Below are 14,450 nucleotides of genomic sequence, written 5' to 3'. Positions count from 1 at the left end.
CAGGTGAGCTTCATGTCATGCGGCCCTCTCCTTACTTCCTGCTGATTCCACTGCAACGCCCGGATGCAACTCAACGCTCTGGCTGCACTGATTGCCCCACGTATCCCAGCCTGGCGATGACTCTCGAGCGAACAGCTCAATGCGCGGCACATCTCCGTAAAGCTGCTCCAGCTTGTTTCTGGCCTCCCATGGCTTGCTGCTGTGCTCTCCGAGGGGTGAGTAAATCACTTGTTTCACGGATGCCGATAAGCGTTCAAGTCCGGTACCGCGCACAGCGATCAGCAGGTCTTCCGTATTGGCTCGGGTGTAGTTGCCGCCGTTCATTCTGGTTTGCTTGTTCAGCAGATCGAGGAAGTCGTAGAAGTCCTGCACCTCGCCGGCCTCAAGCGCCTTATTGATGTGCTGCTCAGCCAGTTGGTTCAGCTTCACCCAGGTAAACCCTTTCATGGTGCGAACCTTGAAGCCCCACGCTTCAGCCAGCTTGATAGCCTCTTCGCTGTGAGTGCCGGTGTACCACATGGCAAGCACTGCGTTTTCGTCTGCCAAATCCCAAACGGGCAACCGCATCAGATCGGTCATGGTCATGGTGCTGTAGTGATCTTCCGCTGCGCCATTGCTGCTTGTGTTGCTGTATTGCCAAGGCGGGTCGGCGTAGATAAGTTTGAATTTATTCATGCTGCTCTCCCGAAATAATCGTTGGTGTAGCGAACTTCACGCAATTTAATGCCACTGCCTATGGCCCACGCCTGTGAATATTCAATCAAGCTGGTCATGCGCTTAATGCCCATTTTCGCCGTGGATTCCCTGATGTTGCAGAACTCACCCTCAAGCCCTGGAACCACTTCGGCACCCAGCCCTGTAGCCATTGCATGCCCAGAAACAAACAGAGTTTTCCATTGAATGAGATTGCGCGGCTTCTCCAGCCATAAAGCCTGCTTAGCCACATCGCCGCATAGCGCGTGGAATAAGCTGTTCTGAAGTAGCGAGCGGTCAAAGTCAGTGAGGTTTACTGTAATCGGGCGATGGTCATCGAGAGGGAGTTTGTTGATTGCGTCTATCAGGTTTCGTCGTACTTGTTCGTTGCGGAGGAAAAACGTTTGTTTATCCATTGCTTCACCTCATAGCGGCCTTTTGCCAGTGAGTATCCGATCGTGACGTATCAATCCCTCGCAGCGAAAGCGGTTAGCCATACGGTGGCATTTGCCATTCCATTTGGTTAAACGTGTTCCCTTTTGGGATTCAAGCCATTGAGAGCGGAAGGAGAGAAAGCGGTTTAGGGTGCCGAGGGCGAGAAGCATTCTGGAGTGTTCAAGTGAGTAACGTCTCACGTCAGTCTCCTTTAACGGTTATGCCAGCGGCGCGGAGGGTTCGTTCAACCTCTGTCATCCATACGGCATCGTCTCCACAATCGTGAGGTGAGAACGTGTCAAAATCTGATTGCTCTATGACGATTGCGGCGCGTTGGTTCCATGCACGAATGGCGCTTTCTACATCAGCCCTGGCTCCTGATGCCCCCAGGCAACTAAGGCACTGCATATAACGCCAGTTATCGCTGGGCCTAATGAACAGCACTCCGTCTCCCCGACCACAAAACGGGCAGGACTTTAGCTCTTCAGCCTTCAGTGGTGATGTGGTCATGCGGCCTCCATTACATTTCTACCGATTTAAGTTCGCCGCAGTGGCAGCATTTGAGGGTGTGCTTGTTGGTTATTTTGTAGGGAAGCTTTCCTGACGAATGCCCCTCGTAATATTCCCGCCTAATCACATTCAACTGCTGCCACTGGTGCATGCCGAAAAAACACTTCCAGTTTCGCGTGTCTTTCATGCCGCACTCTCCGCCAGTTCTTTCAGGTTATCTTCCGTCAGAATCACGTCGCGCACTTCCCGGGTTAACGCTGCTTCCATCTTGCCCAGGCAGCCACGGATCCGGGTGATTTCTGATTCGGGAAACAGGCTGATACTCATCGTGCGCAATGTCCCTTGCAGGTTGCGGTTGTTCACCTTGCCCGATAATGCTTTGGCACACTTACGCAGAGACTCACCAACCTTTCGGCCTTCAAGTCGTGCAAAGGATCGGCAAAGTTCGAGAGTGAGGAGAGTGTCTGGAAATTCTTTATACTTGCTGGCATGGATGATTTGTAATGCGGTGTTCACTAGAAGCCCCCTTTGCGTTGCTTCGATGATGATTCGCGATCAGCTATGCGGCGATGCGCGTCTTGCTGGTCAATGTCGAATAGAATTCCGTGTCGCTGTTCGGCGTAAACAGTACCCGTGGCGCCGTGGCGATTCAGACGAAGAAGTAACTCTGTTTCGTTATCGCTAACGGTTTCGTTATCTTCTGATTCCCTGTAGATGCCCATCCAGTAATCGCAGTCCTGCTCAATCTGACCGGTAGAGCGGGAATCGCTCGGCAGCGGGCGCTTATTGGCTCGACCTTCTGATCCACGGTTAAGCTGTGTGAGCAGCACCACGACGCAGTTAAGCTCTTTCGCCAGCACCTTCAGGCCTTTGGTGATAATCCCGTAAGCCTGAGCCTCTGTGTCCGCTTTCTCAGCAGTCATAAGCGTCAGGTAATCGACCAGCACCATGCCAACCGCGCCACGTTCACGCTTGATTCGGCGCGACTCAGCAACGATGTGAGCAAGGGAAAGACCAGGCGTGTCGTCGATGTACAGATTGTCGATGTTGGCTAACTCACTTCCCTTAGCCAGCGCCAGAGCAAACTTACTTTCCTCGTAGCCGTTCTGGTAAAACACGTTTGAGTTAACCCGGCTGTGCTGAGATACGATGCGCTCAACCATCTGGTCTTTCGGCATTTCAAGGCTGAATGCCAGAGCGGGAAGTTGTTCTTCCAGTGCGCAGTGAATTGCCATTTTTTGGTAGACGGTTGTCTTGCCCATCTTCGGCCTGGCGCCAACGACGAAAAGGGATCCGCGCACAATGCGTTTTGGTTCCAGCATTTCATCCAGCGCCGTGATGCCAGATGTCAGGCCTAGTGACGCTGTGTTACCTTCCAGGCGCTCGCCAACCTTGAATGTCCAGTCGTTGAAAGCGTCACGGAATGAAACCAGCCCCTTGTTGCTGCCGGTGCGCGACTTCTCATCGACCTGCATTGCCAGCGACTGCACCGCTTCCAGCTTCTGCGCCGTGGTCAGTCCTGAGCGGGTGTATAAAACCTCCAGCATGCGGTTGGTTTGTTCGATTGCCATGCGTTCCGTTGCGGTGTCTTTCACCCGGTTTGCATAGGCCAGGACGTTAGCCGCACTCGGAGTGTTTTTTGACAATTCAGCCAGGTACGCAAAGCCACCGGAGTATTCCAGTTGCCCTTTTGCTTCAAGAAAATCAGAAACGGTTAACAAATCCATAGTCAGGTTTTTGGTATTCATCTCCCGCATGGATTGGTATATCGACCCATGTCTTTTGCTGAAAAACATCTCAGGTGACAGGAATGAAAAAACCTTCTGCACGTTGTCGCTATCTGGTGAGATAAGCACAGCCCCTAATACTGACTGTTCGGACTCTTTGCTGCTTGGCGGCAGGTTGTAATCAGACGTCATCGCTATTCCCCTCACGAACCTTCAGATAAACCTCATCGCTTAACAGGTAGTCGATGTTTTTGCATCTCCATGTCTTACCGGTCTTCGCATCAGGCCGGGTGCCAAGCATCCAGCGGCAGTTAGACGAGATGTAGGTCAGGTATGCTTCCCACGCCTTCATGCTGAAGGGAACGTTATCCAGTTGGCGGGTAATCTTCCCTGCTTTCACCCAAAAGGTTTTGATCAGGTTCTTGCGCTTGTCACTCAGTGCTCGAACGCTTGGGCATTCTGGCAGTATTCGATGGTAAGCATCGATAACGTCCTGGCAGGAGTGGGATGGTTTTTTCTGTTCTGACTTTTCGACGGCTACGACACTCTCTTTATCTTTAGATAAAGAGTTATTAGTTATATTGTTGTTTGTGGCACTTTGATGGCAATCTGTTGGCACAACATCGCCTGTAAGCGTTGGTGCTACTGGCTTTGCGATGGCACTCTGTTGGCATTCTGTTGGCACAAAATTTTGCTGATAATCGTCGTATTTTTCGATGGTGACGATAGAGAATCGCTTGTTTGTTTCGGTGGAAATCATCCCCAATTTGGTGAACTTGTTCATCAGGTATTTGATGCGGTCAGGAGCAATTCCGGTTTCAAATGCCAGGGTGTTTCTTCCGGTGATGAACTGACCACGCTGAATAAGCAGATCACCAAACTCCGTTCCAACAATTGCGGGCTGATAGTTGGCTGACAGAATGAAGTGAATCCATAAGTGAACCGCCTCAGAATCCCGCTTGTAGAACGGCAGCTCCTTAATTTTCCTGTGCAGCAAGGCAAACCCCTTACCGCCTTGTGTTGGCGATTCCTGGTGCCGTCTGGCCTGTCTGGCTTCGGCTAAGTTGCTAACGTTGCTCATGACCTTTCCCTCTGATTAGCTGCTTTACCTTTTCCCACTCGACACGGAATCGAGATGGCTGCTCAAAGCTGCCAAGGAACCGGTCACGAACGATATGTTTATGAAATTTCCCCTGTTCAGGGGTAGTTACTTTTGCCATAATGACTCCTGTGAATTGATCCAGTTATTCGCACTAGGCCTCGAAGTGTTCCAAGCACTCCGGGGCTTTTTCTTTTGTCAGCATCCGGGCAACCTTCTTAGCCAGATCCGCCAACTCATCGTCTTCAACCCCCCATTCCAGAACGGCTAACAGCATCGACATGCGAGGCAGTAACGACTCTTTCCAGCGGGTGATTTGCGACTTATCCACGCCGATTGATTCAGCGATGTTTCCTGCGCCACGAATAGCTATCTTGCTCAATAACTTGCTTTCAATTGCGCGGGCTTTATTGCGGGTGGTTGTAGTGTCCATTTGTGATACTTCCTGTGTTGAATTAGATAGATACGTGAACATGCCGTGATGGGCATGCCACTTAAATTGATGCCCCGCGTTGACGGCGGGATAGATTGGTAAAGAGCGGGTGTTACTTATGCGGCTTTTGGCGGGAATACATCATCCAGGCCAACAGACGTTCCTGCTTTATTCAGAATTGCTACGAAAACACGGCAAAGATCGATATCCATCCCTCTTCGCCCTTTCTCGTAATGGCTGATTGCACCGCGAGTAAATCCGGTCATTTCCGCAAGGTCAGATTGCGTTAGCCCCGCTTTCTCGCGAAAGAATCTTAATTTGTTCATAAGAACCTCCTTTCATCATCAAGTATACATATCGTATTTATGAAATCAAGGAATGTATACGATATGTGACTTTATGCGCATGATACGAGACGTATACTTAGGGTATGAATATGAAATGGTTTGATATTGCTAAAACCCGCATGCGCGAGTCAGGCATCACACAGGAAGAACTTGCCGAACGCCTTGGAATTACAAAGGGCGCGGTAAGTCATTGGCTTAATCAAAGAAGAGAGCCGAGGCTGGAAGAAATAGCAAAGCTACTGAGCATCATCGGCATGAAGGGCTTTGTTGTTCACCCTGATGGGACAATTTCAGATGGTGATTCTTCTGAATCCAACGTTTCATATGTGGCGCCGTACGTTAAAGGAAAGAATTACCCCGTTCTCAGTAGTGTGCAGGCTGGTTCGTGGTGCGAGGCATGTGAACCGTACACCCTGAAAGATATCGACCTGTGGCTTGAGTCTGACGCCCATATTCAGGGAGATGCCTTCTGGCTGGAAGTTGAAGGTGACTCGATGACAGCACCGGTTGGCCTGAGCGTGCCTGAAGGTACATTCGTTCTGTTTGATACAGGCCGAGAGCCGATTAACGGCAGCCTGGTGATTGCGAAACTATCTGACTCCAATGAGGCAACATTCAAGAAGCTGATCATTGACGGTGGTCAGAAGTATTTGAAAGGTTTAAACCCGGCGTGGCCACTGATTCCAGTGAATGGCAATTGTAAAACTATTGGTGTAGCTGTGGAGACAAAGTTAAGACTTGTTTAAGTTATGCGATTGCAAACTTGATCGGGCCCGGGATCTGAATTGTATCTTTTTATAACTAAAATGTACTGGGAATATCTATGACGGCAGAAATAGCAGTATTCAATCGATATGGAATAGCCTTGGCAGCTGATTCAGCAGTTACTACAACAGTTGGTTTTTCCGAAAAAATTTACAACAATGCAGATAAGTTATTTGAGCTTTCTAAGGACCATCCAGTAGCGATTATGATCTATAATAATGCTGCGCTGTGTGGGGCTCCTTGGGAGTTACTTATAAAGACATTTCGAAAAACATTATCCACATCTCCCTTATCAACAATCGAAGATTATGGTAAAGCATTTTTCAATTACGTAAAAAGTAATAAGAAGATCATTACCGATGAAATGCAAGAGGATTTTCTAAAAGCCATATACTGCCATGTAATCTTGCCGGGGATATTAAGACAGGTTCAAGATCAAGATGTTGCAAATTTTCTACAAGCTTTCAGTTTGGCGCCTACAACAGAACAATATCATGCGTTTATAGAAACAAGAGCTAGACAGTTGTTTGCCACTGTTGACTCAAATGATTTCTTTGATGACTTTGACCAGTCTGATTTTAATCTTGCAAAACAATACATTGCATCATTTATTTTAGAGATATGCTCTAATTGTATCGCCCCAGACATGCAGAATGGAAACCCTGATTACAGCGCAGGGCTGATTGACTCATTGATTGATCTTTTTGCTGTGTACACTTGTAAAAATAGTGATTTAGGAACGTATTCAGGGATCGTGATTGCTGGTTTTGGTGAAGATGAGTATTACCCTGTAGTTCAGTCACATCATGTTTATGGTATTTTCAATAACAAATTAATGATACCTGCAACATCCAATCAAAATAACTCTGGCACTCTTAGTGGAATCATGCCGTTTGCTCAGGATGATGAAGTACATACTTTTATGAGAGGATGTAGCAAAGGAATAACTGGGTGCATACATGATTCGCTAAATAATGCTTTCTCTAATATGAAAGTTGAAGTGACTAACATTATAGCAAGCCAAAATCCAGCAATGAGCAGAGTAAGTATCGAAGCAGCTTTTGATGCTGTTATTCCTAGTCAAATTGCGTACACCAATACAATGATAGATAACCATGCCACACAAAATCATATCCAAAAGGTTTTATCTATTCTTGACTCCTTAGCTAAAGTAGACTTAGGTTACATGGCAGAGTCCTTGGTCAACCTGACTGCTTTCAAGCGCAAAGTCTCAAATGACAGTGATAGCGTTGGCGGCCCAATTGATGTTGCTGTATTATCTAAGGGTGATGGACTTGTATGGTTAAAAAGAAAGCATTATTTTGATAAAGAATTAAATTATAGATTCTTTAATAGAAAATGAGAGGGTGATTAATGAGTTTACAACAAGTGGTTGATAATGCTTACAAGGCGCTTGCAGCAGCACGTTTCCCTATTCAAAATGGCTCAGCTCATCAACAGGCAGCATTAACGCAAACTAAGAAATGATGTTTAACCCGGCCAACGAGCCGGGTTTTTAATGCCCGCTACTTAATCGCCTTACTACCTTTCCTCACTATCTCTGCCGCATCCCTGTTAACTCCCTTACCTATCACGTTCCCTGTTTCCTTACGGCATTTTTCCAGCTTGTCGATGATGGACTCCTGCGTTACTGGCTGATTAGCTAACGATAATTCCATTACCGCCTTACCCATAGCACTAACCATCATGTTTACGCGCTCTTCATCCAGATCCATTGCCAATCCCTCGCTTAAATTTCGACCACTCAAACCTATCACATAGCCATTGATTTGGCATTTACAAAAATAAAAACCATCTAAAAACATACGCATATGTATACATTTCAATTTTATGTATACATAACGTATTGCATCAAATGAATACGATACGTATACTTCATTCCATCAGCAGGACGCTGGTAAGCCACAAGGAACAGAGTGGCATGCTCTTTAACTTAACTGGAGCGCTGTTGAAGCGCGAAAACAACAACCAAACGAGATGGGTTTGGGGTGAAGCGGCGTGGAAAGTCGAAGACACGCAACGTGGCACACGAACACAAGCAATTCGTGATTGGGTAGGAAGGTGGCCCAGGGTAACGGCTTCATCCGTTCCTAAACACATCGCCGGTGTAGCGCCCGGCCTTCACCACCAAAACCATTTCAGGAGGCAAATATGACAACTATCACCTACGGCCAGTCTGTATTTGCTGGCAACGCTAAAACACGTCGCCATGAGCGCCGCAGAGCAGCAGCAATCGAGCGCGACACCATCGGCAATATCATCGACACAGTTTTCGGTATCAGCGCTCCAGAGGCTTCTGAGGAGCCTGGTATTACAGGCTGCAAGAACAGAGTTGAGCAAGCTCTTCGCGCTCCAAACTGGCGTGAGCCTAAAGAGACGGCATTCGTAACGCTTGAGTGCCAGGAGTATCGCAAGGTGCGCAATCCAGACGGTCAGCAGGTTAATGCCCGCCAGAAGATGCGCGGTCACAGCATTCCATTAATTTGAGGTGAAGCATGGAAACGTTAATTGCACTGATCAAAGAAATTGCAGATGAAAAAGGCATCAGTTTTAGTGATGCCTGCAAAGAAGCTGTGCGTGAGATAAACCAGTATCAGACTAGCAGCCCGAAGAAGGTAGAAACCGGAACGAGCTCGGCATCAAGCCTTCGGTAAAGTCCACGCCCAGCGCACAGTTTCAGACACCAGTACATGCGGGTCGATATTGTGCTGATTTGCAATGCGCAAGACTTCGTCATGAACCTGCTGAACTGTTGCATTTTTTTCTGCTGCATATTCAGCATCTGGTAACTGGAAGATGACGCCATTATCTCCGGTAACACGACGGTAATAACCAACCGTGTTCATGCTTTCATGTAAGCGGTTATAAGTCTCCCAATCGGCACCGCGAAGTTCAATGCGCACTGTAAATAAAGCCATTTAATAAATCCTTATTTTGACTGTGGAAACATCAGTCTATCCATTTCCTTTGACTGTGGAAAGCAGGGAAACCACGCGCCGGGCGTGGATAAATATCCCGGCATAAATTACTGGAGAGCCATGATGGATAACGTAGTGCTGGCGATAAAGATGATCGCCATGTTTTACATTTTTATGCTTCTGCTTCCCGCCGCCATAAACATGGCAGACACGAAAGCAAACCGCCCTCCCTGGAAGCGGGTGTACGCAACAACATTCAGGATGCTTGCATGCATGACGGTGCTGGCACTCGTATGCGCGGCAATCTCATATGTGATTTTTTAACGCCAGCCTAAAGAAGAGTCAGGCGGTGCTTGCTTGCCACAGGTGGCGATTTTTAGCGCCGGGCATCGCAAGTCAGAGAACATTACAGCGAGGTAGAAGATGAGTTTGGATATTAGTGCATACAGCAAGATTAAGAAGCTGGACGCTGTTCTTGATGAGAATGGCGAAGCAGTAAACCCGGAAACTAACGAGCCAATTGAAAGCCCGCATTGGTTTTCAGTCTGGAAGAATCCCGACTTCCCTGGTCGCGCCGATGACATTGAAGATGATGCCATTTATGCATACGACGATAGTACCGGTCATCGCACTGGTTATGGCGGTCACTTCTTCTGGCGTGAGCAACTATCGAAAATGGCTGGCTACCCAATGGCTGAACTAGACATGGGATATCGAAAAGAAAAGAACCACTTCGCTGGAGCGCTGAATTCTGGTGGCGGCCCATTCTACGAACTGATTAATTTCAGTGATAGCGAAGGAGTAATTGGAACTAAGGTCAGCCAAAAATTGCTCTCAGACTTTAAGGAGCATGACTCGAAAGCATCTGCAATTGGCGGCCAATTTTACGAGCAGTTCCAGCACTGGAAGGCAGCATTTGAAATGGCATCCGATAACGGCTGCGTGATATTCCATTAGGTCTCCTATCTGCTTTCAGCTTTCCCTGAGAACAGATACTGAAAGCCCTCGTTGTCCTTATTGCCGTCCATTGTGGCGGCATTTTTTTAACTGGAGAAAAGTATGAAATTCGGAAAAACAAAATCTAACCCTGGAACTGATTCTGGTGAAGCAACAAGCGTAACGATTGGCGAGTTCACAATTAGCCAATTTGGTGATGGCAGCGTGTGGATTGAGGATGGCGAAGAAGATGCCGGCTCATTCGACGAAGCGCTGCTGATTCAGGCGCTGCGAAAGTTCTACGACGAAAATTTCTAAACAACTCAGCCACCTTCGGGTGGTTTTTTATTGTGCCCATCCCTGAGCGTCAACGCTGATGAATGAACACAAACCTAACAGGAGTTAACCCATGATGTACGCCATCGCGGGTAGCGGCATCATGTCCGCTTATTACCCGCCAGAATCCGAACTATCCCGTCGTTTCAAACAAATCGTTAAAGCAGCCCGCAAGCACCTGGAGGCTTTATGCAGAGTTCACTGAGCATCAACCACAACAAGCTTAAAGCAGCGCAGAACAAAGCTGTTATAGCTCGCTATCTCGGCGACGGGCGCATGTGGTTACAGGCCAACGAAGAAATGAAGTCGGCAATTAACCACCCGTGGTACCGGAGGGGTAAATGAGCCAGCAAGCCCCATCCAAACAATGGTCAGACGAACAGTTTGTCCGACTCATGAAAGACATGGGCGTACCGGTTAAGTTGCCAGAGCCGCAGAAGGAGGAGGCATGATCCCCGTTGAGTTAGCTAAAACACCAGAACTTAGCCGGTTAAAGCGTAAGTACCACGTGATTGAGGCGTTGTACTGGCGCAAGGATGGCAACAAGCGAATGAAGAATCATTGCCTGTCTATGGCGAAGGTTGAACGCATCAACAAGTGTGAATTTCTCGGCGACGAACTGCCGTTCTGAGGTGATCGATGGAAATGAAACCAACTTTGCCAAGCAAGAGGAAATCACTCAAAGATAGGCTGCTTGCCGGATGCGTCAAAACGGGTGAGTGCTGGGTGTGGAATAAATCAGTGGCCTCTAGTGGATATGGTCAGATCAGACTGAACTATAAAAATCTGAGAGCCAACCGAGCATCCTACATGGTCTTTAAAGGTGAAATAGCGGACGGGATGGTTATCAGACACACCTGCGATAACAAGCTATGCATTAATCCTGAGCATCTCATTTTGGGTAGTTGCAAGCAGAACTCACAAGATATGGTGGAAAGGGATAGGCAGGCAAAGGGCGAGCGTAATGGACGCTGCAAGTTATCGGAATCTGACGTGCAAGCGATTAAGGATTCAAAGCTTTCCTATAGCCAATTGGCTAAACAATTTGGAATCAGTAAAGGCCATGCTCATCGAGTTAAAAATGGTGTCGCTTGGTCTTTTTTGAAATGAGGGCATAGCTATGAGTAAAGAATTTTACGCAAAACTGGCAGAGATTCAGCGAACATTGAACGCGCCAAAGAATCAGTTTAACTCGTTTGGGAAATACAAATACCGGAGCTGCGAGGACATCCTCGAAGGTGTTAAGCCGCTTCTCGGCGGTCTGTTCCTGTCGATTAGCGATGAAATCGTGCTGATTGGTACACGTCACTACGTGAAAGCCACAGCGCGGATTACAGACGGCGAAAGCATTCATGAAGCGACAGCGCTGGCCAGGGAGGAGGAATCTAAGAAAGGGATGGATGCCGCACAGGTTACAGGAGCAACAAGCTCATACGCTCGCAAATACTGCCTGAATGGGTTGTTTGGTATTGATGACTCGAAGGATGCAGACAGTGACGAGCATAAGCATCAACAAAACTCTGCTCAGCCGCAGAAGCAGGAAAAGCCGAAGCCAACACCAGATCAGGTGTTAAAGGCATTCACCGAGGCAGCGGGACAGAAAACAACTCAGGAAGAGTTGAAGCAGGCATTCGCTAAGGCGTGGTCAATGCTCGAAGGAACGCCGCAGCAAGCAACCGCTAAGGATGTGTATGACATCAGAAAATCAGAACTTGAAGGAGTGGCAGCGTAATGGCGAGTCGTGGGGTAAATAAAGTAATTCTCGTGGGCAATCTTGGGCAAGACCCGGAGGTGCGCTACCTGCCGAATGGTGGCGCGGTCGCCAACATCACGCTGGCCACATCGGAATCGTGGCGTGATAAGCAAACAGGCGAGACAAAGGAAAAAACTGAGTGGCACCGAGTGGTGCTGTTCGGGAAGCTGGCAGAAGTCGCCGGTGAGTATCTGCGTAAAGGATCGCAAATCTACATTGAAGGGAAGCTGAATACTCGCAAATGGACTGATCAGGCTGGCGTCGAGAAGTACACCACGGAGATTCACGTCAATGTGGGAGGCACCATGCAGATGTTGGGCGGTAAGCAGGATGGTGCGGCACAAAATGGCGGTCAGGGTAACAAGCAGCAGCATCAAGGCCGCCAGCCTCAGCAAGGTCAGGCCGCTCCACCACAGAACGAGCCTCCAATGGACTTCGATGACGATATACCTTTTGCACCGGTAACGCTTCCCTTCCCTCGTCACGCTATCCACTCGATTTAAACATCTAGCAGGAACCCATCATGTTATCACCTGAGCAGATACTCGCTGCTTTACGGCGGGATAGTCGCAACCACATCACGGCATTCCACCGATTCATGGACGATATATCCAGCGTTGCCGCAGGTTGCGGAACGGTAGGCGTGACACTTAATTACCACGATTCGTATTACTCAGGATGGGCTCCTGCACTCGAGGTGCAATCGGAGTTCATTCACTTGAACTCAGTTCTGCAAATTCAGCAATACCTGGACGCCGAGACGTGGGAAGAAAAGAGCCTACATTGCGGCGGAACAATTTATCGACTTAAGGCCGAATATCGAGCCGCACAAGTGAGCAATTAACCATGAAACTCAATATCGAAATCAGTGGCAAATACGTTGTCACTGGGACTGCTAACGACCTCGTTTTGCGTGAAAAGGTAATTATTAAGACAGGCGATAACGCCGGAAATGAAACTCTTAGCGCGCCGCGTTACTACTCCAAATTTGAACACCTGGTGAAGGAGTTATGTCACCGCGAAATCCTCATCTCAGACGCGCAGACATTGCAGGCGCTCGTTCTGCACATCGAAAACCTCAGCCAGACAGTGAGCAAATCCATATCTGAATTCGTGGAGCGTGAGCATGCGCAGCAATCAGTATGACCCGGATATTACGCCGGGAGACTTAGCCATACGCCGCAGACAGCGCCCAATGCCATCACGGAATGAGCTGATGAAGCGCTGCAGCTTTCCATCGGTGAACGATAACCGGTTTCTGAATCGTATTTTACCGCGCAGAGCAGAGGTGACTGGTGAGCAATGAATCCAGAAAGGCGAAGATACAAGTTGTTAGCTTCTCAGGAGGACGCACCTCTGCATATCTCGTTCACCTGATGGAGCAGTTGCGAGTAAGCGCTGAAATGGATGTGCGTTACATATTCATGGATACCGGCGCGGAGCACCCTGCCACCTACCAGTTCATTCGCGATGTCGTTAGCCACTGGGGAATTGAACTTACATGCCTTCGGGTAAAGGTTAATCCAGAGCTTGGCCAGGGGAATAGCTATCAAATAATTCCACTTGAAAGCATTGGCCCAGACTTGCAGCCGTGGATTGATGTGACAGAAAAGTACGGCACGCCTTATTTCGGTGGCGCGTTCTGCACCCGCACAATGAAAATTGAAGTCTGCGAACGCTACTGCAAAGACAATTTCGACACATACGATTCGTGGTTAGGAATGCGGCTTGATGAACAAGGGCGTATCTGGGGTGAGCGGCTATTCCCACTACTGCGACGTCTTGGGTTTGAAGATATGGAAATGCGCGGGCTTTACGCTGAATTGCGTGAAATGGAAGATGAGAAATCATCACTGCAAATGCTCGAGCAGCGATATTTGCTGGATACAGCCACGGCGCAGCGAATCTGCGATCGAGTTAAGAAGGTCGTCAAATCGAATCAGCGCTTCATGTCTGAGATATCCGACTACCAGAAAGAGGATGTGCTGACATGGTGGAAGTCACAGTCATTTGACTTGCAGCTTGAGGAACACCTGGGGAATTGCGTTTTCTGCATCAAAAAGGGAATAAACAAAGTTGCCCTGGCTATGCGTGACGAGCCAGAAATGGCGGCCCAGTTTCGTGAAGTCATCATGTCTGAATCTGTGCGAGTAGTAGAACGCCGCCAGCAGGAAAACAAAGTCATGTACCGGAAAAGCCTTTCACTGGATGCGATTGCTGAAATGTATTCCGGCCACTCCAGGGAGGAAATAGCAGCAACGATTCGTGGCAACAAAGCTTACGAGTCCGGTTCATGCTCTGAAAGTTGCGAGGCATTTATCGTTGATAACGGGCAGATGGACCTGTTCGATTCGATTTAAGAGACGGTCTCCATGAACGCAACAGAGAGCAATGCAATACGAGCCACTGCGCGTAAATGCTGGGGAGATGTTGAATCGGCATGGAAGAAAGAAGGCGCAAGGAACGCGCAAGAACGA

27 protein-coding genes are annotated in these 14,450 nt (G+C 48.4%); 17 read left to right on the top strand and 10 right to left on the bottom strand.

The features are described from left to right. Nucleotides 1–15: 15 nt before the first annotated feature. The 8 genes from EDF88_RS19365 to EDF88_RS19325 form a co-directional block, all read right to left on the bottom strand. Complete coding sequence (locus tag EDF88_RS19365) at nucleotides 16–675, bottom strand: MT-A70 family methyltransferase (RefSeq protein ID WP_134186567.1); 660 nt, start codon at nucleotides 673–675, stop codon at nucleotides 16–18. Beyond that, nucleotides 672–1,109 carry a recombination protein NinB gene (locus EDF88_RS19360; protein ID WP_134186565.1) on the bottom strand — a complete coding sequence of 146 codons (438 nt, stop codon included), beginning with the start codon at nucleotides 1,107–1,109 and terminating at the stop codon, nucleotides 672–674. Before EDF88_RS19360 ends, EDF88_RS19365 begins: the two co-directional genes overlap by 4 nt. 712 nt (nucleotides 1,110–1,821) lie before the next feature. Then, entirely contained in the window at nucleotides 1,822–2,154 is a 333-nt protein-coding gene (locus EDF88_RS19350; RefSeq protein WP_134186561.1) for a hypothetical protein, read from the bottom strand. Next, on the bottom strand, nucleotides 2,154–3,557 hold the full coding sequence (locus tag EDF88_RS19345) for a DnaB-like helicase C-terminal domain-containing protein (protein ID WP_134186559.1): 1,404 nt from the start codon (nucleotides 3,555–3,557) through the stop codon (nucleotides 2,154–2,156). The genes EDF88_RS19350 and EDF88_RS19345 overlap by 1 nt, the downstream gene beginning before the upstream one ends. Beyond that, the gene (locus tag EDF88_RS19340; protein WP_134186557.1) at nucleotides 3,547–4,446 is read right to left on the bottom strand and encodes a DNA replication protein; all 900 of its coding nucleotides are present in this window, start codon (nucleotides 4,444–4,446) and stop codon (nucleotides 3,547–3,549) included. The genes EDF88_RS19345 and EDF88_RS19340 overlap by 11 nt, the downstream gene beginning before the upstream one ends. Beyond that, entirely contained in the window at nucleotides 4,433–4,585 is a 153-nt protein-coding gene (locus EDF88_RS19335) for a DUF2740 family protein (protein ID WP_134186555.1), read from the bottom strand. The genes EDF88_RS19340 and EDF88_RS19335 overlap by 14 nt, the downstream gene beginning before the upstream one ends. A 33-nt stretch (nucleotides 4,586–4,618) precedes the next feature. Continuing rightward, a complete protein-coding gene (locus tag EDF88_RS19330) occupies nucleotides 4,619–4,897 on the bottom strand; it encodes a CII family transcriptional regulator (RefSeq protein WP_134186553.1) in 279 nt (92 codons plus the stop codon). A gap of 116 nt (nucleotides 4,898–5,013) precedes the next feature. Continuing rightward, nucleotides 5,014–5,223, bottom strand: coding sequence for a helix-turn-helix transcriptional regulator (locus EDF88_RS19325; protein WP_134186551.1), 210 nt, complete (start codon nucleotides 5,221–5,223; stop codon nucleotides 5,014–5,016). Nucleotides 5,224–5,327: 104 nt separating this feature from the next. Here EDF88_RS19325 and EDF88_RS19320 point away from each other — a divergent pair, with 104 nt between their 5' ends. Then, nucleotides 5,328–5,990, top strand: coding sequence for a S24 family peptidase (locus tag EDF88_RS19320; protein WP_134186549.1), 663 nt, complete (start codon nucleotides 5,328–5,330; stop codon nucleotides 5,988–5,990). 77 nt (nucleotides 5,991–6,067) lie between these two features. Next, nucleotides 6,068–7,372: a hypothetical protein gene (locus tag EDF88_RS19315; protein WP_134186547.1), complete on the top strand. Its 1,305-nt coding sequence runs from the start codon at nucleotides 6,068–6,070 to the stop codon at nucleotides 7,370–7,372. Between the two features lie 163 nt (nucleotides 7,373–7,535). Here EDF88_RS19315 and EDF88_RS19310 read toward each other — a convergent pair whose 3' ends face one another. Beyond that, nucleotides 7,536–7,841, bottom strand: coding sequence for a hypothetical protein (locus EDF88_RS19310; RefSeq protein WP_243839641.1), 306 nt, complete (start codon nucleotides 7,839–7,841; stop codon nucleotides 7,536–7,538). Between the two features lie 340 nt (nucleotides 7,842–8,181). Between EDF88_RS19310 and EDF88_RS19305 the strand changes: the two genes are divergently transcribed. Both EDF88_RS19305 and EDF88_RS24720 read left to right on the top strand, forming a co-directional pair. Next, nucleotides 8,182–8,517 (top strand): hypothetical protein, encoded by a 336-nt coding sequence (locus EDF88_RS19305; RefSeq protein ID WP_134186545.1) that lies wholly within the window; start codon nucleotides 8,182–8,184, stop codon nucleotides 8,515–8,517. 8 nt (nucleotides 8,518–8,525) lie between these two features. Then, on the top strand, nucleotides 8,526–8,684 hold the full coding sequence (locus tag EDF88_RS24720) for a hypothetical protein (RefSeq protein WP_166671995.1): 159 nt from the start codon (nucleotides 8,526–8,528) through the stop codon (nucleotides 8,682–8,684). Here EDF88_RS24720 and EDF88_RS19300 read toward each other — a convergent pair. Then, nucleotides 8,670–8,948, bottom strand: coding sequence for a hypothetical protein (locus EDF88_RS19300; protein ID WP_134186543.1), 279 nt, complete (start codon nucleotides 8,946–8,948; stop codon nucleotides 8,670–8,672). The two genes, EDF88_RS24720 and EDF88_RS19300, sit on opposite strands and share 15 nt — an antisense overlap. Nucleotides 8,949–9,068: 120 nt before the next feature. Here EDF88_RS19300 and EDF88_RS19295 point away from each other — a divergent pair, with 120 nt between their 5' ends. From EDF88_RS19295 to EDF88_RS24980, 13 genes are all read left to right on the top strand, one after another. Then, on the top strand, nucleotides 9,069–9,272 hold the full coding sequence (locus tag EDF88_RS19295) for a hypothetical protein (protein ID WP_134186541.1): 204 nt from the start codon (nucleotides 9,069–9,071) through the stop codon (nucleotides 9,270–9,272). 99 nt (nucleotides 9,273–9,371) lie between these two features. Beyond that, nucleotides 9,372–9,905 carry a hypothetical protein gene (locus EDF88_RS19290; protein WP_134186539.1) on the top strand — a complete coding sequence of 178 codons (534 nt, stop codon included), beginning with the start codon at nucleotides 9,372–9,374 and terminating at the stop codon, nucleotides 9,903–9,905. 102 nt (nucleotides 9,906–10,007) lie between these two features. Further along, on the top strand, nucleotides 10,008–10,202 hold the full coding sequence (locus EDF88_RS19285; RefSeq protein ID WP_134186537.1) for a hypothetical protein: 195 nt from the start codon (nucleotides 10,008–10,010) through the stop codon (nucleotides 10,200–10,202). Between the two features lie 91 nt (nucleotides 10,203–10,293). Beyond that, complete coding sequence (locus tag EDF88_RS25065; RefSeq protein WP_134186535.1) at nucleotides 10,294–10,425, top strand: hypothetical protein; 132 nt, start codon at nucleotides 10,294–10,296, stop codon at nucleotides 10,423–10,425. Then, on the top strand, nucleotides 10,410–10,565 hold the full coding sequence (locus tag EDF88_RS19275) for a host cell division inhibitory peptide Kil (RefSeq protein ID WP_133521794.1): 156 nt from the start codon (nucleotides 10,410–10,412) through the stop codon (nucleotides 10,563–10,565). The genes EDF88_RS25065 and EDF88_RS19275 overlap by 16 nt, the downstream gene beginning before the upstream one ends. 103 nt (nucleotides 10,566–10,668) lie before the next feature. Beyond that, entirely contained in the window at nucleotides 10,669–10,851 is a 183-nt protein-coding gene (locus tag EDF88_RS19270; RefSeq protein ID WP_134186533.1) for a hypothetical protein, read from the top strand. An 8-nt stretch (nucleotides 10,852–10,859) separates the two neighbouring features. Beyond that, nucleotides 10,860–11,330: an HNH endonuclease gene (locus EDF88_RS19265; protein ID WP_134186531.1), complete on the top strand. Its 471-nt coding sequence runs from the start codon at nucleotides 10,860–10,862 to the stop codon at nucleotides 11,328–11,330. A gap of 10 nt (nucleotides 11,331–11,340) precedes the next feature. Further along, entirely contained in the window at nucleotides 11,341–11,952 is a 612-nt protein-coding gene (locus tag EDF88_RS19260) for an ERF family protein (protein ID WP_134186529.1), read from the top strand. Continuing rightward, nucleotides 11,952–12,476, top strand: coding sequence for a single-stranded DNA-binding protein (locus tag EDF88_RS19255; protein WP_134186527.1), 525 nt, complete (start codon nucleotides 11,952–11,954; stop codon nucleotides 12,474–12,476). Before EDF88_RS19260 ends, EDF88_RS19255 begins: the two co-directional genes overlap by 1 nt. 20 nt (nucleotides 12,477–12,496) lie before the next feature. Further along, nucleotides 12,497–12,817: a hypothetical protein gene (locus EDF88_RS19250; protein ID WP_134186524.1), complete on the top strand. Its 321-nt coding sequence runs from the start codon at nucleotides 12,497–12,499 to the stop codon at nucleotides 12,815–12,817. Nucleotides 12,818–12,819: 2 nt separating this feature from the next. Continuing rightward, nucleotides 12,820–13,119: a hypothetical protein gene (locus EDF88_RS19245; protein ID WP_134186523.1), complete on the top strand. Its 300-nt coding sequence runs from the start codon at nucleotides 12,820–12,822 to the stop codon at nucleotides 13,117–13,119. Beyond that, nucleotides 13,100–13,279: a DUF2737 family protein gene (locus EDF88_RS19240; protein ID WP_134186520.1), complete on the top strand. Its 180-nt coding sequence runs from the start codon at nucleotides 13,100–13,102 to the stop codon at nucleotides 13,277–13,279. The genes EDF88_RS19245 and EDF88_RS19240 overlap by 20 nt, the downstream gene beginning before the upstream one ends. Beyond that, nucleotides 13,269–14,333 (top strand): phosphoadenosine phosphosulfate reductase family protein, encoded by a 1,065-nt coding sequence (locus EDF88_RS24980; protein ID WP_243839640.1) that lies wholly within the window; start codon nucleotides 13,269–13,271, stop codon nucleotides 14,331–14,333. Before EDF88_RS19240 ends, EDF88_RS24980 begins: the two co-directional genes overlap by 11 nt. The last annotated feature ends 117 nt before the right edge of the window (nucleotides 14,334–14,450 follow it).

Origin of the sequence: Buttiauxella sp. BIGb0552 (genome assembly GCF_004366275.1) — a bacterium.
In the GTDB taxonomy this organism is placed as follows: domain Bacteria; phylum Pseudomonadota; class Gammaproteobacteria; order Enterobacterales; family Enterobacteriaceae; genus Buttiauxella; species Buttiauxella gaviniae.
This window is presented reverse-complemented; position numbering and strand designations above follow the sequence as displayed.

Bases quoted from the DNA above. Each gene is read 5' to 3' on its own strand.
- EDF88_RS19365 (WP_134186567.1), bottom strand. From the start codon at position 675: ATGAATAAATTCAAACTTATCTACGCCGACCCGCCTTGGCAATACAGC.
- EDF88_RS19360 (WP_134186565.1), bottom strand. From the start codon at position 1,109: ATGGATAAACAAACGTTTTTCCTCCGCAACGAACAAGTACGACGAAAC.
- EDF88_RS19345 (WP_134186559.1), bottom strand. From the start codon at position 3,557: ATGACGTCTGATTACAACCTGCCGCCAAGCAGCAAAGAGTCCGAACAG.
- EDF88_RS19340 (WP_134186557.1), bottom strand. From the start codon at position 4,446: ATGAGCAACGTTAGCAACTTAGCCGAAGCCAGACAGGCCAGACGGCAC.
- EDF88_RS19335 (WP_134186555.1), bottom strand. From the start codon at position 4,585: ATGGCAAAAGTAACTACCCCTGAACAGGGGAAATTTCATAAACATATC.
- EDF88_RS19330 (WP_134186553.1), bottom strand. From the start codon at position 4,897: ATGGACACTACAACCACCCGCAATAAAGCCCGCGCAATTGAAAGCAAG.
- EDF88_RS19325 (WP_134186551.1), bottom strand. From the start codon at position 5,223: ATGAACAAATTAAGATTCTTTCGCGAGAAAGCGGGGCTAACGCAATCT.
- EDF88_RS19320 (WP_134186549.1), top strand. From the start codon at position 5,328: ATGAATATGAAATGGTTTGATATTGCTAAAACCCGCATGCGCGAGTCA.
- EDF88_RS19315 (WP_134186547.1), top strand. From the start codon at position 6,068: ATGACGGCAGAAATAGCAGTATTCAATCGATATGGAATAGCCTTGGCA.
- EDF88_RS19310 (WP_243839641.1), bottom strand. From the start codon at position 7,841: ATGCGTATGTTTTTAGATGGTTTTTATTTTTGTAAATGCCAAATCAAT.
- EDF88_RS19305 (WP_134186545.1), top strand. From the start codon at position 8,182: ATGACAACTATCACCTACGGCCAGTCTGTATTTGCTGGCAACGCTAAA.
- EDF88_RS24720 (WP_166671995.1), top strand. From the start codon at position 8,526: ATGGAAACGTTAATTGCACTGATCAAAGAAATTGCAGATGAAAAAGGC.
- EDF88_RS19300 (WP_134186543.1), bottom strand. From the start codon at position 8,948: ATGGCTTTATTTACAGTGCGCATTGAACTTCGCGGTGCCGATTGGGAG.
- EDF88_RS19295 (WP_134186541.1), top strand. From the start codon at position 9,069: ATGATGGATAACGTAGTGCTGGCGATAAAGATGATCGCCATGTTTTAC.
- EDF88_RS19290 (WP_134186539.1), top strand. From the start codon at position 9,372: ATGAGTTTGGATATTAGTGCATACAGCAAGATTAAGAAGCTGGACGCT.
- EDF88_RS19285 (WP_134186537.1), top strand. From the start codon at position 10,008: ATGAAATTCGGAAAAACAAAATCTAACCCTGGAACTGATTCTGGTGAA.
- EDF88_RS25065 (WP_134186535.1), top strand. From the start codon at position 10,294: ATGATGTACGCCATCGCGGGTAGCGGCATCATGTCCGCTTATTACCCG.
- EDF88_RS19275 (WP_133521794.1), top strand. From the start codon at position 10,410: ATGCAGAGTTCACTGAGCATCAACCACAACAAGCTTAAAGCAGCGCAG.
- EDF88_RS19270 (WP_134186533.1), top strand. From the start codon at position 10,669: ATGATCCCCGTTGAGTTAGCTAAAACACCAGAACTTAGCCGGTTAAAG.
- EDF88_RS19265 (WP_134186531.1), top strand. From the start codon at position 10,860: ATGGAAATGAAACCAACTTTGCCAAGCAAGAGGAAATCACTCAAAGAT.
- EDF88_RS19260 (WP_134186529.1), top strand. From the start codon at position 11,341: ATGAGTAAAGAATTTTACGCAAAACTGGCAGAGATTCAGCGAACATTG.
- EDF88_RS19255 (WP_134186527.1), top strand. From the start codon at position 11,952: ATGGCGAGTCGTGGGGTAAATAAAGTAATTCTCGTGGGCAATCTTGGG.
- EDF88_RS19250 (WP_134186524.1), top strand. From the start codon at position 12,497: ATGTTATCACCTGAGCAGATACTCGCTGCTTTACGGCGGGATAGTCGC.
- EDF88_RS19245 (WP_134186523.1), top strand. From the start codon at position 12,820: ATGAAACTCAATATCGAAATCAGTGGCAAATACGTTGTCACTGGGACT.
- EDF88_RS19240 (WP_134186520.1), top strand. From the start codon at position 13,100: ATGCGCAGCAATCAGTATGACCCGGATATTACGCCGGGAGACTTAGCC.